This window comes from Sphingobacterium kyonggiense, from assembly GCF_039536825.1.
Lineage (GTDB): Bacteria > Bacteroidota > Bacteroidia > Sphingobacteriales > Sphingobacteriaceae > Sphingobacterium > Sphingobacterium kyonggiense.
The window spans coordinates 136,867-154,005 of the sequence record NZ_BAAAZI010000001.1; the positions used below are offsets into that span (position 1 = coordinate 136,867).

12 protein-coding genes are annotated in these 17,139 nt (G+C 36.1%); 5 read left to right on the plus strand and 7 right to left on the minus strand.

The window, feature by feature from the left end:
- Window positions 1-341: 341 nt before the first annotated feature.
- A complete protein-coding gene (locus ABD676_RS00590) occupies window positions 342-968 on the plus strand; it encodes an outer membrane beta-barrel protein (protein WP_344672741.1) in 627 nt (208 codons plus the stop codon).
- On the opposite strand, the gene ABD676_RS00595 is transcribed toward ABD676_RS00590, so the two are convergent.
- On the minus strand, window positions 965-1,861 hold the full coding sequence (locus tag ABD676_RS00595) for a helix-turn-helix domain-containing protein (RefSeq protein ID WP_344672742.1): 897 nt from the start codon (window positions 1,859-1,861) through the stop codon (window positions 965-967). The two genes, ABD676_RS00590 and ABD676_RS00595, sit on opposite strands and share 4 nt — an antisense overlap.
- 143 nt (window positions 1,862-2,004) lie before the next feature.
- Here ABD676_RS00595 and ABD676_RS00600 point away from each other — a divergent pair, with 143 nt between their 5' ends.
- The 4 genes from ABD676_RS00600 (at window position 2,005) to ABD676_RS00615 (ending at window position 7,729) form a co-directional block, all read left to right on the plus strand.
- Window positions 2,005-2,406: a GlcG/HbpS family heme-binding protein gene (locus ABD676_RS00600; RefSeq protein WP_344672743.1), complete on the plus strand. Its 402-nt coding sequence runs from the start codon at window positions 2,005-2,007 to the stop codon at window positions 2,404-2,406.
- A gap of 159 nt (window positions 2,407-2,565) precedes the next feature.
- Window positions 2,566-2,919, plus strand: coding sequence for a hypothetical protein (locus ABD676_RS00605; protein ID WP_344672744.1), 354 nt, complete (start codon window positions 2,566-2,568; stop codon window positions 2,917-2,919).
- 478 nt (window positions 2,920-3,397) lie between these two features.
- Window positions 3,398-5,419: a heavy metal translocating P-type ATPase gene (locus ABD676_RS00610; RefSeq protein ID WP_344672745.1), complete on the plus strand. Its 2,022-nt coding sequence runs from the start codon at window positions 3,398-3,400 to the stop codon at window positions 5,417-5,419.
- Window positions 5,420-5,707: 288 nt separating this feature from the next.
- Window positions 5,708-7,729, plus strand: coding sequence for an FUSC family protein (locus tag ABD676_RS00615; protein WP_344672746.1), 2,022 nt, complete (start codon window positions 5,708-5,710; stop codon window positions 7,727-7,729).
- A 102-nt stretch (window positions 7,730-7,831) separates the two neighbouring features.
- Here ABD676_RS00615 and ABD676_RS00620 read toward each other — a convergent pair whose 3' ends face one another.
- Genes ABD676_RS00620 through ABD676_RS00645 form a run of 6 tightly spaced genes read right to left on the minus strand, consistent with a single transcriptional unit; the run spans window position 7,832 to window position 17,139 of the window.
- Window positions 7,832-10,096 carry an ABC transporter permease subunit gene (locus ABD676_RS00620; protein ID WP_344672747.1) on the minus strand — a complete coding sequence of 755 codons (2,265 nt, stop codon included), beginning with the start codon at window positions 10,094-10,096 and terminating at the stop codon, window positions 7,832-7,834.
- A gap of 1 nt (window position 10,097) precedes the next feature.
- On the minus strand, window positions 10,098-11,033 hold the full coding sequence (locus ABD676_RS00625) for an ABC transporter ATP-binding protein (protein WP_344672748.1): 936 nt from the start codon (window positions 11,031-11,033) through the stop codon (window positions 10,098-10,100).
- Between the two features lie 5 nt (window positions 11,034-11,038).
- Complete coding sequence (locus ABD676_RS00630) at window positions 11,039-13,285, minus strand: DUF4350 domain-containing protein (protein WP_344672749.1); 2,247 nt, start codon at window positions 13,283-13,285, stop codon at window positions 11,039-11,041.
- Window positions 13,286-13,338: 53 nt separating this feature from the next.
- Window positions 13,339-14,880, minus strand: coding sequence for a PKD-like family lipoprotein (locus ABD676_RS00635; protein ID WP_344672750.1), 1,542 nt, complete (start codon window positions 14,878-14,880; stop codon window positions 13,339-13,341).
- Between the two features lie 31 nt (window positions 14,881-14,911).
- The gene (locus ABD676_RS00640; RefSeq protein ID WP_344672751.1) at window positions 14,912-15,640 is read right to left on the minus strand and encodes a DUF4843 domain-containing protein; all 729 of its coding nucleotides are present in this window, start codon (window positions 15,638-15,640) and stop codon (window positions 14,912-14,914) included.
- A gap of 23 nt (window positions 15,641-15,663) precedes the next feature.
- Window positions 15,664-17,139, minus strand: coding sequence for a RagB/SusD family nutrient uptake outer membrane protein (locus tag ABD676_RS00645; protein WP_344672752.1), 1,476 nt, complete (start codon window positions 17,137-17,139; stop codon window positions 15,664-15,666).

Here is a 17,139-nt window from a genome sequence, read left to right on the forward strand (position 1 = left end):
CGAGATCCGAACAAGATCCGAAGGAGTTCCGAAGGAGATCCGTTAGAGTCTCGAATGAAACCTCAGTGAGAGACCTTAGATACTAGACAAAAGACACCAGAAATAGAAAGGGATTGGATAGAAAATAGATATTAGACCTGGGACATGAGATTTGAGATATTGTTATTGCATAGGAGACAAAACATAAGGAAACGAAGACCGAAGCAAGTATTAAAAACAAAGAAACTAGTTGGACTTGCATTTAACAAAACAGAAGATTTTACGGGAAAAGAAATATTGTTTTCTTTCTGTAGCAAAGACTTTGGTATTTTCGTTCAAAATAAAACTAGATTTGAAAACCTATGAAAGTAAATTTACCCATTCGTGCTTTAGGACTTATCCTGGGGCTATTTTTATGCAATCTGACGATTCAAGCACAAGAAAACAAAAATCATCCAATTGAAATTTCCATAGGTATTACACCACTAGCAGAACAAAATGTTGGCCCAAGAGAACGATTAGATGGAAGTTCGTCAAAAGATAGCTATTCTTATTTTGCCATAGATGCCAAGATTAAATATAAAATTTCGAGGTTATTTTCCATAAATACCGGCTTTGAATACGCCAAATTTAAGATTGATTTGAGAGGAGCCATCGTTGATCCAAGCAAACCTGTATTTCGGGATAGCATAGACTTAAGCCTATTGGAGGTACCTGTATTATTATCCATGGATCTTGGTAAATACTTTTATGCACACGCTGGTCCTAATTTTCATTTCCAATTACAAGGAAATGACCAATATGTAGATAAGCAAAATGGTATTGGATTGTATGCTGGAATTGGGGGGCAATATTATTTCACATCCAATTTTGGTTTATTTGTAGAGCCATTTGTAAAGGCTAATTCTATCATTTTATTCTCGGAGGGTAATTATCCAGATCGAATAACGGTCTTAGGGATAAAAACGGGTTTAAAATGGCGGTTTTAATGTCCAAACTTCTTTTTAAAATCTCCTGCTGTACAGCCGTGGAATGTTCTAAATTGTTTGGCGAAATAACTGAGGGAACTAAAACCCGTTTTATAGGCCACATCAGAGATACTGAATTCAGGATGTAGCAAAAGATTAGAAGCTAAAAGCATGCGTTCCTGTAAAATATAGGCCCCTGGAGTTTTGGAGCAATAGCTTTCAAAAAGCCGATGCAAGGTACTTTTGCTACAGTTGCCTATTTCCATGAGTTTTTCCAAGCTTAAATCTTGATCAATATGTTCCTGAATGTATTGCTTTATTTGCAACATGGGATTATTCTTACGGAAGACGGTCTGTTCTTGCACATATTCCCGTTGGGCATTCAATAATCGTATAAATAAGGACTTTAATAAAACCTCACTTAAAGGAATCTGCAAACGTTCCTCACTAGCCAATTGCAGCAACTCATTGATGGCACGTACGAAAGCAGAGTCGTTCTGGAAGTGATAATTTGCAAAATCAAATTGCCAATTACCCTCCGGATATTGCTTTTCCAATTCCAACATCAATCGTTCCACTGTTTCTTTAGGAATTAAGATCGTAGCACATTGAACCGGATTACGTGCATCTGCTTCCGGAAAATCAGCATAAATCTGCTCCTCAGCTGGAAGTACCAAAGAAGTACCTGGAGTAAATTTAATTTTCCTTCCATCCTTTCCATATACAATTTTATAGCCTCGAATCATACTGGAGATACTAAGTCCGGCATATTGAATGCGCACCTTGGTGGAGGATTGGAAAGTTTCAAAAATATTGACTTCAAAAAGCCCTCCATCAAATCGTGTTTGATGTTCCAGCCCTTCACGAAGGTGTTCAGGAGTCTGAATAGCTAATAAGTCAATTGTGTGATTCATTGGTTCAACCATAATGGATTCCCTAAAATAGTATAATTCTTCTTTATTCGTAATGAAACTATCTTATTATATATTGAAACGATAGTATCATGCTTTCTGTTTGAAATGAAATAAATTTATGAAATCACAAATAACATAGAACTATGAATAACATCACATTAGAGGGAGCAAGAAAAGTAATTGATGCTGCATTGAAAAAATCTGAAGAATTAGGTGTAAAGATGAACATCGCTGTAGTAGATGCAGGCACCAATTTAGTAGCGTTTAATAAAATGGACGATGCTTGGTTGGGTTCGATTGATATCTCCCAGAAAAAAGCTAGAACAGCGAGATATTTCAATATGAATACCGGTGAGATTGGTAAATTATCTCAACCAGGCGGATCTTTGTACAACATTGAACATTCAAACAATGGTCTTATTACCTTTCCAGGAGGTGTAGTGCTTAAGAATGCAGCAGGAGAAATCATTGGAGCTGTAGGCGTGAGTGGAAGCACCGTTGAAGATGACCATGCAGTAGCGGAAGCTGGAGCATCAGCAATTTAAGGCAATCGCACACTATATATTAATAAAAAAATGGGCCAATCTGTCAATCAGAATGGCCTATTTTATTGGAAGGGATCGTATTTGTTTTTGATATGATTTATTTAGAAATCTCACTATAATCCATTGGTATTTATTGATTTATAATTACATTTGTTATAGATGAAGATATTTTCAACTATATTAATGCTCTATGTATTGGCTTTACACTTTGTGCCTTGCAGCGACCATTTATATGATGAAAATACAACGCCAAGCAGCTCTACAAGTCGTCATATTGGGCATTCCCATTCTACAGACGCCAATGATCAACATCAGGATCATAACCATGAAAAGGACACTTGTACGGCGTTTTGCACCTGTTCCTGCTGTGGCATTGCTTTATCTGAGTTTCACTTGGATTTCTTAGAATTGGAAAAACCGTTTGAAAGAAACCTCCATATTCCCAAACTGTTTGAAAACACATTAATCAGTTCCATTTACCCAGATTCCATCTGGCTTCCTCCAAAGGTTTAATTTACTGAATTCAAAAACATTACTTATCAATCATTGATTTAGTAATTAAGATTATGCTTTCATTTGCAGCCTTGAAATGAAGCCTCCGTGTGAATTTTTTAAAAATTAAACATTTAATCGTGCTAAACGGAATAAGGTAAGTCTCCAGGACTATACTGCTATCACTCCAGTTCTGAAATTTGCAAAAAGGGTAGCAAAACTATAGTAAAAAGAGCCCTTTTCTTCAATGTAAAACCCACAGCTGCTGATAGACATTCACATTAATTAACATCTTTATTTTATTCATTTACAATAAAATATAATATTCACATCATAAAAAACTCATCTTTTGGCTGAATAATTGAAATTATAAAAGGAATCTATTAAATTAATAAGGTTCTTTTACGCTGTCAGCAGCAGGAGCTTAAACAGGTTTAAAATTGCCGAATGGCAAATTGAACCATATCATACTAAACATCTATTAAAAAGGGATTAATATATGAAGGATAAAAACCATCAAAAATTAAATAATGAAGATTCATGCTGCGAAATCAGTGATCGAATAAATAACACAGCCATTGGCAAAGAAAAAGCTGCTGGTAAAGATGATCATGAGCATGGTGAAGATGATGGTCATAATCATGAGCATATCGAAGGCTCTAAATTGGATCTCTTTAAGTGGCCAGCCATATCATTAGTGCTATTATTGACAGGTCTAGCATTTGACTATCTGATTCCTCAAGCCTGGTTTAAGGACTATATTCGTTTGGGCTGGTATCTATTAGCCTACATACCTGTAGGTTTCCCGGTACTGAAAGAAGCATGGGAAAGCATCAAAAAAGGCGATGTATTTTCTGAATTTTTCTTAATGGGTATTGCTACCATAGGTGCATTTGCCATTAAAGAATACCCTGAAGGCGTAGCCGTGATGTTATTCTATTCCGTTGGTGAGGTTTTCCAAACCTTAGCAGTTAGTCGGGCAAAAGGAAATATTAAAGCCTTATTAGATCAAAGACCGGATGAAGTTACCGTGTTAGTCGATAAGACACCTAAAACTATGAAAGCTGCCCAAGTGAGGATTGGGGATGTGATCTTGCTTAAACCCGGAGAAAAGTTAGGGTTAGATGGACAGTTAATAAGCGAACAAGCCTCCTTTAATACCGCAGCATTAACCGGTGAGAGCAAACCAGACAGCAAATATAACGGCGAAACAGTATTAGCGGGAATGATCAACCTTCAAAGTGTCGCAGAGGTTAAAGTTACAGCAGCTTACGAAGACAGTAAATTGAGTAAAATATTGGAAATGGTGCAGCATGCTAGTTCTCAGAAAGCCCCAACCGAATTATTCATTAGAAAGTTTGCAAAGGTTTATACTCCTATTGTGGTATTCCTAGCCATCGCAATTTGCTTATTACCGGCCTTGTTTGTGAAAGATTATGTGTTTACAGATTGGCTCTATCGATCCTTAATTTTCTTGGTTATCTCCTGCCCTTGTGCTCTAGTTATTTCCATTCCGTTAGGATATTTTGGCGGTATTGGTGCAGCAAGTCGAAATGGTATATTATTTAAAGGTTCTAATTTCTTAGATAGTCTTGCCACTATTCAACATGTGGTCATGGATAAGACTGGAACAATGACAGAAGGTGTTTTCAAAGTACAGGAAGTACATTTCAACACAAAATTTGATCAAAATCAGCTATTAGAGTATGTCAATGTACTAGAAAGCCATAGTACCCACCCCGTTGCAACAGCAATTCATGAGTATGTTGGTGAAATTGATCATCAGATTAACTTACAGCAAATAGAAGAAATAGCAGGACATGGTTTAAAGGCAGATATTGATGGGAAAGAACTCTTAGTTGGTAATTTCAAACTTATGGATAAGTTTGGCATTAGCTATGATTTGGACCCAAAGAGTATTGTTTATACGACCATTGCAGTGGCAATGGGCGGTGAATTTGTAGGTTATCTGACCATAGCAGACAGCATCAAAGCCGATGCTGCAAAAACAATTCAGGATTTACATCGCATGAATGTAAAGGCAACAATGCTAAGTGGGGATAAGTCTACCGTGGTTGATGAAGTCGCTAAAGAATTGGGAATAGACCAAGCTTACGGCGATTTATTACCAGAAGATAAAGTAAATAAGGTCAAGGAAATAAAAGCAAGCAACCAACGTGTTGCTTTTGTTGGAGATGGTGTGAATGATGCTCCAGTTGTAGCACTCAGTGACGTGGGAATGGCAATGGGTGGACTAGGTTCTGATGCCACAATTGAAACGGCAGATGTAGTCATCCAAGATGATAGACCTTCGAAAATTCCTATGGCTATTCGTATTGGAAAACAAACCAAGAAGATTGTTTGGCAGAACATTACATTAGCTTTTGTTGTAAAAGCCATTGTACTGATTTTAGGTGCAGGTGGACTAGCCAACATGTGGGAAGCTGTATTCGCCGATGTGGGTGTATCTCTATTGGCAATTCTGAATGCTGTTCGGATACAAAGAATGAATTTTCAATAAAAAAGCATTGAAACCCCTATTCTATTCGTAAAATAGGGGTTTCTTTTATTACATAACATCGAATATTTCAACCTATTAATTGAACCATTTAGCCAATTGGTATAGTTCAAGCCAAACAATATTTCCTTTAGAATTATTGAAATCGGAATATTCAGTGGTATCCGACTTATGTTTCGCCTATTAACAAAATAAAATATCAAACTACATTTAAATGACCATATAATATTTTTATAAATTTAATTTTTGTTATTTTTGCAGCCATAAAACACAGAATAACAATACAATAATTTGACACAAACTATTTTCGGTAAGATATTACCATTTTTAAAATTAGAGTCTAGTCAGGATGCATTAAGGAATATATTAGTTATCCTTCTTCCAAGTGTATTTTTATTCTTTTTTTATGATTCCCACTTTGCTATTGCTTTTGCCGTAGGTATTTTATTGTCCGCTTTGACAGACCTTCCTGGCAACAAAAGGGATAAGGTTAAAACCAGTTTATTCTGTATTCCTATATTCTTTATTACCGCAATTTCGATTTCTTCAGCTTTACATGCGCACTCTTGGATTATTATTCCTCTATTGGGCTTATTTGGTTTTATATATACTTTAATTGCTTTATTAGGTTTTCGGATTAATGTCGTTGGAAATTTAGGATTGATAGTTGCCAGTTTTACAATAGGCTTACGTCCTGAAGATCCTTGGGCATTCACAATAGCGGTTACAGCAGGTGCGATCTTCTTTTTTGCTGTTAGCTTAATCCAAGTCTATAGTTTTCCATTTCGATCCTTACGTTTTGCGGTTGCTGGAGGAATCCAACAAATGGCGAATCTTATCCGCTTAAAGGTAGATTGTTATGATGAACAAGTACCATTAGCGCAGACGTATAAAAACCTTTCAGCCCTTCATACCAAAGTGAGTGATCAATTAGAAGCAGTAAGATCCCTCCTATTACGTGATAAAAAGCTTTTTTCAGAGGATGATCAAGCAAGTAAGTTATGGTTGGCTAAATTATATCAACTTATTGATCTTTACGAATTGCTCATGGCAGTAGACAATGATTATGAGCAGGTTCGAGAGGTTCTCAAAGGAGATGAAACCCTAGCTATCGTACGTCGATCTTTGATTTTATTGTCTGAGGAGACAGCACAATTATCTTTATGGAAGCGAAGTTCTGATGTGTGTTTCCCAAAGAGGCAAGAATTGGATGGTTTATTACAACAACTGGAATCCAAGAAACATGAGGGTAATTTTGAGAAACAGGAGTTGATTCAGTCCATCTGCAAACAATTACGTCAAGTTTCCTCCATTTTACTTCAACTTGAAGCAAAAGAGGTTCAATCTGACCAAAGCTGGGTAGAAAGCAAGAATTTCAAGGATTTCATCGCTCCTAAGGCAGGATTAGGAACTATATGGAACAATCTTACCTTCAAGTCGGCAATCTTCTCATACGCCGTTAGAATGGCTGTATTATTAATGCTCGGTGGACTTATAGGCTATTATTTACCTGAATTCCGCTATGCATCTTGGATCCTGTTGACTATTATCTTAGTCGCAAGACCAAGTTACAACAATACACAGAAACGCAACTACCAACGGATAATAGGCTCCTTAATCGGTATTGGCTTAAGTTTTTTAATCTTGTTCTTGATTACAGACCCCATTAGTTTATTGGTCATTGCCATTGTCTGTTTATATTTATTTCTACTATTCAACCGTCCTAATTACTTGGTTTGTGTGATTTTCATTACTATAACCATACTTTTAGGCCAACATATGTATGAGGGCAAATTAGTCGACATATTGGGTAGTCGGGTTGCATTTACGCTTTTGGGTTCCATATTCGCTGTATTAGGCTGTTTAGCAATCCCAATCAATCATTACCGTTCTATTCAACAGAATACCCATTCCTTAGTGGAACATTTTAGAACTTACCTCCAAAAAATCCAAGAAGGCTATGCATCTCAAAATCTGAATTATTACGATTTACGTTTAATGCGAAAGTTCACTCAAGCTTCTTTAGCGCAGTCTTATGATGCGTTGGAGGAATTTTCCAAAGACCCAATTAGTGGCAAATACCATAAAAAGGACGTTGTACATTTACAGACCCTAGCTTATAGAATTAATGCGCTATTGGTTGGTTTATCCATTCAAATGACCAAATTAGGATTTCAAATCCACCCTAAATTGATGGAAGAACGGATGAATTATGTGGAAGGACTTATCGAAGAGACAGAGGAAATAGCAGAAAGATTGCAGAGTAAAAAACCTTTGTTTATAGGCGGAAAGACCGGGAAGGTATGGAGGTAGAAAGAGATACTCTTTAGATTTTGCACTGATCTAAAATTAAAAAAAACAGCCCTAACATTTTCAGAAAGGGCTATTTTAATAAAACTAAACAACAAAATTCGATTACTTGCGCTTCCTTCTACGTAAGATCACAGCTGCAATAATTGCTATTGAAATAGGAGCTACAATGAGCAATAATAGTCTTTGGATATTAATGCTTTTTCTGTCTGCTTTTATGATGACATCAGTTGCCTTCTCTTTTTTACCAGAAACAGGAAATTTCCCATTCGTAAAGGATTTAAATATCCGTGAAATCACATTGAAATTCATGGAGTTAATATTAAATCGTGTTACTTCTGAGTTACTCATATAATCGGCATCTGCAAATACATAAATCAATTGATCTTTAGCATTTGTTTTTCTTTTCAATCGAACGGCAGTTGGTACTTTCACCCTTTTATCGGAGATCGGATTGAATAGCACTTTTTCTAAGGCGAGATCATATTTCTCTGTTTTATTCCAGGTGTCTTTAGGATCGGTTTCAATTAATACTGTTCGTTCAAATCCATTATTATTTTGATCGAATTGAATACCGACTGTACCTTTCATTACTGAAATTGCTCCATCATAAAAATCAAAACCGTTTTTGGCAGCATCAGGAGCAAATTTTATTCTTAATAAATCAGGATCGAAATCCTCACTTTCCTGCATCAATGTACCATCCATAAATTTCAAGCCGAGCTTATTAACGATCGGTTGTAAGAAAGCAGAACTTGCAGGGTCAGTCAAAAGAAAAACATTTCCACCAGCATCGATATACTGGAAAATAGCACTTAATTCTTCCTTAGAATAAGGTTTTGCAGGGTCAGCGATAATGATTCCTACCCCCTGAAATTGAGCTAAGGAATCTATTTTTACAGGTAAAATTTCAAAACCTTGATTAATCATAGATGATCTGGTGGATTTTCCATTAAGCGCGAAGCTATATGCCTTTTCTGAAAAGTCTATAGCATTCCTTTCGCCATTACTACTTAGAATTCCTAATTTGGCAGGCCCTTCCAAGAGTCTCAATAAAGCAGCTGATATTTCACCTTCACGAGGATATCTAAACATATCATCATACATACGAAGTGCTTCCCTCTTTCCATTATATTCGAAAAAACGGACAAACATCTTTGACTCTTTAGCAATGAATGGCATTTTTTTTATGTCCTCAGGAGTCAGCAACTTTTTAAAATTAAGATTTAAAGCATCTGCCGCTTTCTCTGCCTTACTAAGAAAAGTCTCGTTTGAATCCAATCGTAAATATGGAATGCTATCATAATAGGCTATATATTCCATTTTCAACTGTGGAATTTCCCTAAAATAAAAGTCAAAACTAGACATATCAGCAATTCGGTTGACCGGGTCACCATATGCTGCATTTTGGTCTAATACATTCACATAAGAGACTAATTTTATAGGTTCTGTAAAGCGTTTTGCAAGCGATATACCATTTGGAGAGATCGTACGATCATTAATTCTGGTCGTATCATAATAACCAATATATTTAGGGTTTGCAGAAATAAAACCAAACAAAAACAGAACAGCAATTAAAGCAGCATATTGGCCTATACGCTTCAAAACACTGCTTCCCTCCCTTAATTGCACCATTCTAAGTATGGTGATGCTGAGGAAGAACACAATTACCAAAATAAAGTAAGCGATTTCTCTGCTCGTCAATAAACCGTTGACTATTTCTTCTGCTCTGCCTGAAATAGACAGCCAATTGGTTATTTCTCGCAATCCATCGTATTTAGCGCCCAAGAGAGGGGCATAATTAAGAAAAGCTAAAAATGCAAGGGTACTAATGGCCGCTACAATTTGATAAGAAGTTAAGCTAGACATAAATAGTCCAACTGCAGAATATGTACAGATCAACAAAAATATTCCCAATAAGCCACAAAGGACAAATGTTAAATCCATTTGGTCTATGGAGAAGTATGCTGATAAAACAAATGGCGACATCATCAATACCGCTATTAGCGCATAAACAACAATTGAAAGGTACTTTCCTAACACAATTTGTGTAGTGGTAACAGGCGAAGATTGCAGCAATTTAATAGAGCCACTGGTATATTCACGACTGAAGACACCCATTGTCAACAATGGGATATAGAGATAGAGGTATTCAATAATGGAAGAAAGCATCCCCTTTTCCCCTGCAAACATAACTCGAGTTAGGACAGTTAAAGGACGCTCCAATTGCTGTTGAGTCTCCTGACTGTATAACATATCGAAATAGGCCAATCCTGCTTGAAGGAACAGAACAACTAAAATTATCCATGCAATTGGCGAATAAAAGAGGACGCTTAATTCTAAGCGTGCTATTTTTAAGATTTTACGCATCTTATTTCCTTCCTTTAGAGTTAGCAGATAATTGTGCAAAAATGCCATCTAGAGAACTTTTCTCTAGGTAAATCTCTGATAAACCCCATTGGCGTTCCGAACATATCGCAATTAATTTTTGTGTGATTTGATTTGGGTTTTCAAAGGTCAATCTAAATTGTCCATGATTAATAACTTCCACCTGGCTAATCTGATCCAAGGATTCCAATTCGGTAAGACTTGGCGGATTATCTAAATGTAAGACTAAGGAATTTGGTTCAATGTAATTGTTAAATGCATTCATGGTATCTGCAAATACCACTTCACCATGTTCGATCATAATAATTCGGTCACATGTTGCTTGAACTTCACTGAGGATGTGGGTTGATAAGATGACAGACCGTTCCTCTCCTATTTCCTTTATGAGTTTTCTAACCTCTAATATTTGATTTGGATCTAAACCATTAGTTGGCTCATCTAATACAACAAGCTTTGGATTATGGATGATTGCTTGGGCTATACCAACACGTTGTTGGTAACCACCAGAGAGGTTGCTTAATAAGCGGTTACTAAAATGGCTAATTCCACATTTTGCTTTAGCAACTTCCAACGCTTTAGGGATATCAGCTGAAGGGATATCCCTAAGATTGGCACAGTAGGTTAAATATTCATCTACTGTTAATTCAAAATGTAAGGGGGCTTTTTGAGGCAAAAAGCCAATTAAACGCTTTGCTTCGACAGGATTCTTCCGGATATTAATTCCATCGATTAAAGCCTCCCCTTCGGTTTGGTTGATAACGCCACAAAGGATATTCATGGTGGTCGATTTCCCTGCACCATTGGAGCCTAACAGCCCTAAAATACCCTTTTCCGTCACCTCAAAATTAATATTTCTAATTGCCCAATCTCTAGAATATTTATGGGACAATGCTTTTATTGTTGCTATACTTGTGCTCATTTGCTTTATTTTCTTTTTCTACTGATTAATAAAAATGCTCCACCTAAGGCTATCAAAAGCGGGAAGATACCGGTCCAAGTGTACTTGATGTTTTTAAGTGTATTTGCCTTCACTAAGATTTTGTTATCAATTGATTCAGGACGCTCTGTATCAACTGGGAATTGGCCATAGGTAAACCATTTGAATAATTGAATGGTAAAATCTGCATTGACATTCCGTACATTAAAACGGTTTAACTCTACATTGCTCATAAAATCTGCATCAGCGATCAACATGATTCTTTGCTCTTTGTTCTTGATTTTCCTTGTAAAGGTCTGAGCGAGGCTATAAGCCATAGAATCCGCATGGGTATAAGCTGTATCAACAGTAAGCTTACCTTTCCAGACATTTTTAAGATCAGAACTTAATATATTCTGTGTTTGAAAACCTTTCAAGTCCTCCTTTAATAGGATGGCAGAGCTACCAGCAAGCGTTACGATTTGATTTTTGTTTTTTGTAAATTTCAAATCAATAGCTGTTGAAGATGGCCTTCCTAAGAGTACATCTGCTTCAACATCCTTGGTTTGTTGGTAAAGTTGAAAATTGGAAAATTCAGCAGGAATGTCCTTTAATAATGGATTCAAATAAACTTCTTTTCCAGGTTCAGCGGCGATTAAAAGATTACCCCCATTTTTTAAATAGTTATGGATGGCGTTTTGCTCATCAATGGAATAGTTTTGAAATGGATCAGCAATTACCAGAACTGCCAGTTTATCCGATAGGCTATCTAGCTCCATTGCGCTTAAGGTTTTGATGTCAAAACCATTGTTCACCAGTGCAGGTCTAGATTGAATATCTGTGGTAATTTTTTGGTATCCCTTATCGCCTATTTTGTAGACGCTACGTTCATCCCTTCCCTCTAATATACCGATGACAGGTACCTTCGTATATAACCTCTTTAATGCAGAAGTAATTTCAGATTCTGTAGGATAGCCGGTAGCATCAAGGAACATACGGAGAACTACACTGTCTTTCCCATGATGGACAAAACGAACATATGCATTCTTTTCAGGTGATAAATCGATCTGCTTTTTAATTTCCTCAGGTGACAGCAATTGACTGAAGTCTAGGTCATGTGCCAAAGCTGCCTTTTGCGCCTTCTCCAACAAGTTAACTGAGCTATCAGCATATACAGGTACATAATCATAAAAATAGATGTATTCCATTTCCATTTCAGGAATATATCGGGTATACTGATCAAATTGTTTAAGGTCAAACTTCCTCCATTTCGGTGTTCCTAATCGACCTAATGGGTGTAGAATATTGACATAATTTTTTATTTTCAATGGTTGATTTAAATGGCTTATTACCTCCTTACTATTGGGTGTCAAGGTATTCGCTTGAAAACGACTTAAATCCCAGAAGTGCCAGTTTTTAGGCATAGAAGTAACAAATCCTAGGATTAGGATGAGTGCAATAAAGCCGATGTATTTTAATGTTTTTTGGATTTCCGATTGGATAACACGTCCATCGTTTAATCGCATGATGGTTAATCCAATAAACAGGATAATGACAAGAACAAAATAGGCAACATTCTGAGAAGAGATCATCCCATAGATAAAATGGTCTGTTCGTCCTTGTATAGAGAGCCAATAGGTTATTTCTCGGATAATTTCATTCCCTTTACCTATTTCTCCAATAAAATTGAGCGCCGCAAAGATTGCTAATGTACTAATGGCTGCAACGACTTGGTAGGAAGTGAGGCTAGACATGAACAAACCGATAGCAGAATAAGCAGCAATCAATAAATAAACTCCAATTATTCCAGCAAGTACAAATCCCCAATCAAAATTCTCAATTAGTAGACTTGCCGTAAAGGATATTCCTAAAAGGACAAAAACGAAATAAAGTCCAAAGGTTAATAGTGCTATATATTTCCCTAATACTACCTGGAAATTGGTAACTGGAGAGGATTGCAGCAATTTGATGGATCCTGAACTAAGTTCCCTGCTCATAATCCCCATGGTCAACAATGGGATGTACAGATAGGTGTACTTCAAGACAGAACGAAAGAAACCTTTATTACCAGAAAAAACATCAACCGTAATGGACTGGATCACTCTGTCCAATTGCTGACTACTTTCCTTTTCTTGAATCAGATCCATAATGGAAATTCCACATTGGATCATAAAGATGATCATAACAACCCAGGCTACAGGTGAGTAAAAGAGTATACTCAACTCAAGCCTGGCAATCTTTATAATTTTCCTCATAGTTTGTGTGTTGAAAGTTCCTTAATCATGAATGACTAAGGAACTATCTCTAATTATAATTGTGTAGTAGTGAATAATATTTTCCCGAAACCTGTATAGGTTTTAATATTGGTTTGGTCAATTGTTCCGACACCTTCATTAACTATCGGCAATACATGGACCTTACCTTCTGTTCCATTATAGGTACCCAGAATAAGTTGTTTCCCATTTTTAGAAAAGAAGTCACGACTTACCAAAGGATAATCAGCTTGATAATACATTTTTAAAGATGTAATCTCCTCATTTGCTGCTGCTGTATACCTTAAGCCAAAACTTGGATTTGTAGCGGCATAGATAACTGCATATATCTTAGTTTTTGTCGCATAGAAAAATGTCTGCTGATTATCCAAAAATGCAAATTGAGTCGCTTGGTCAATTTCAGGTGCATTACTTAAATCAACATATTTTTTCGGATTTGAGGGAGTGATCACCCAATTTTCGCTATCATAACCTCCAGCAGTTAGAATCCAAAGCCCATATTTATTGGTGGTTTTATCCTTTAGAAGGTGTAAAAAATCTCCTTGGTTATTTACACTTGCTGCTATATTCTTTTTATTTGGCAGTTGGTTGGGATTAAATACACCTGCACTTGAAGGAACAGGACGCATAGTACGGTCTGCATAAGAGGCAAATGAAGGTTGGTAGGCAAAATGCCCCTTATCCTCGCTATAAAAATTCAGGACAATATTGGGATAATCATACCTACTATTTATTGCAATGATATTTGGGATTGTATAATTATTTGCGTTTGGAAGACCAAATTTTGAGATTTGAAGCCAGTTAGAATATATCTTTCCTTCACTCACATAAATATCATTTTGGACCACATTACCTAAGAATCCAGTACTGTAGCTACTCTGTGGCGCATAAAATAATTTTTCCTTTTGATCACCGGCAGAATAATCTAAAGTTTTAATACTTAAAAGATTATTATTTGTTCCAGCCAACAGGACATTATTAGCGCCTAATTTGGTATAAACCATACTATTTACCAATCCTGAAATAGGAGCTCCATTTACGGATGAATAAATTTTATAACGGATTTTTTCCAGGTTAAAATCAGGTGTTACCAATGGTGACATGATATGGCTGATATCCGTGTTGGTATTATCATATGTTTCAACCACAACAATACCTTCACCAATTCCATTACGTATTTGTAACGGCCAGTCTTGGATATAATCTAAACCTGATTTTTCATCTGTTATTTTCAACACCAATTGATGTGGTCTATCAATAGATGTAGGCACAAAGGAGACCTGATAGTCTAACTTTTTCTGATTTCCAATAACAATGTATTCCGTTGAGGATGGTTCTATATTAATTGTCCATTCGTATTTGAATGTACGATCCTTTATAGTCTCAAGGTTTACTTTAGGATCTAATGTCAATTTATCAAATTGGAAAACGGTAAGTTTACTATTTCCAACTGTATCTACTATAACATTTGGTAGTTTATTCGTATCAAGGGAACTTAAATCATCCTTACAAGCATAAAAGAGAACCAGAAAGAGAGAGACAAGTCCATATAGATATTTAAATTTGATAGTTTTCATATTTTAAATATTTGTTTGATAATGGGATCGTTTAATATCTAGGTACAATTGGTTTTCCCATTTGTGTTCCATCATCATGGGTTAGCACATTTTGTGGATTTGCAGCATTCCAAGCACGGATATAATCACCGAATTTTTTCCCTAAAACTTCTGCTCCTGCTTGCCCATAGATTCGGAAATCTGCAGCTGCAAAATTGGTCAAACCAGTAGTTTCCACAAAAATCCGATATGCTCTGGTACTTCCAGCAGATGAAATAAAGGTTCTAAAATAAACACCCCAAGTAGGCATAATAGCCTTATTGCTCCAAGACACTTTGTAGAATTGTCTTTCAATAATCCCCTTATCAAAATCTGAATTGGCTTTTACCCTCAGGTATAAATGTAAAACCTCATTATCTAATTTGGCCGTTTTAGGAACTTCAATAAAAAGAGTATCCTGAACCCTTTCAGCATGGATAACACCTGGTTTAATGACATAATCTCCTTCAGAAGCAGTTGTAATCGAATCAGTGATCACTTCGACTTCGAATGGTCGATCTTCCTTAGTCGGGAATCCGTTTATATACATTGGCACCTTGATTACCCCTACTGGATTTGTTTTACCAAGGAATGAAAAAGTTGTAGAATTTACTGGTGCCCCACGTCCATAATCAAAGGTTATTGCAGATTTGGAATTAAAAGCAAGGGGTTCGGATTTTTCACACCCTACCATTAAGAATAACACTATTATCCCTAATAGTCTAATTTGATTTTTTTTCATATCAAATGTTTTAATTTCAACCATTATTGTACTCGATTACCAAATTCAACTTCAGAAGCTGGGAATGGCAACATATACACCTTATCATCCAGATCAACAGCGCTGGTATAATTTGGTAATTGCTTAAATCCCTTACGCTTATAGAAAAAGAATAATTGACCTTCAGCTACATATTCTTTCCTATATTCCTTTAACAACTCATTATTATAAGTTGCTAAATCCATAGTGGCAGGAAGAGCTTGAACGATTCTTCTGCTAACACGTACATTCTCTAATAGAGAAATAGCCTTGGTCATATTGTTTTGACTATAATATTCAGAAGCTATATAATACATTTCAGGAATCTTCATAAGAGGAATAGTATTAGCATCAATATCATTTTGAGACTGCTTTTTTAATTTAAGGCTCACATATCCATATTGTTCATTATTCAATAATTGAATAAATCGAATATCTGAAGCTCCAATCTCTGGAATATCAACTTCATATAAATCTTCAGTAGGGGCATGAAGTAATCTTAAACCATTGTAATTGGTGTTATTAGTCCCTTCAAAATACATAGAAGCTGTGGTTTGAAGATCTTGAACTTTTAAACCAAATAAATGTTCTTTTTTAATGGTTCGATCATTACTCAATTGATCGTTATTATTAAACAGTTCAATTGGAGAATTGGCTATGACATCTTCTGCAGCATCAGCAGCAAGTTTCATTTTGTCACCTCCTTGCCAGGCATATACACGCGCAAGTAAGGCTTCAGCTGCATAATAATTCATTCTATTAAAACGATTATCATAAAATCCGTCACGATTGATGTTCATCATAATCTCAGAGGTGATCAGTGAATTTTTAAAAATAGGATCATACTTCAGCAATTCCATCGCTTGTTTAATATCCCCCTCCATCTGTTTGAACGTTTCAGTATAGGTCAATTGAGGTGGATAGTCCTTACTATATACCGTGGAATAAGGAATGGCTAATTTGGAAGCTAACTCAGGTCTTTGAGCATAATTAGCGTGTCCAAAAAAACGCATGAGGTCAAAATGTAAGAATGCTCTAAGTGCCAATAATTCACCTCGGATAATTTCCTTCTCTCCTTTATACCAGACAAAGGTAGATTTGTCCATTTGATTTAAGGCACTATTGACATTAGCAATTACAAAGTAATACTTATCCCAAACCCTTTTAATTTGACTTTCTGCCTTTGGATTTTGGTATCTATAGTTTTGAAAATCGTAATAAAAAGCGAGAGATGAAGTAAAAGGCGCATATTGCTGGCTAAGTACATCTACCATCGTAAAGGACGTATTTGATAAATATAAATTAGCATCACCCATTCCTAAATAGACACCCATGAGCGCATCTTTAAAACCGTCCACAGAAGAAAATTGATCTTCTGCTTTGATCTGGTTATTAGCTGTTACATCAAACCATTTTTCACATGATTGATTTAAAAACAACACACTAAAACACAGACTATATAATGTTATGAATCTTTTCAT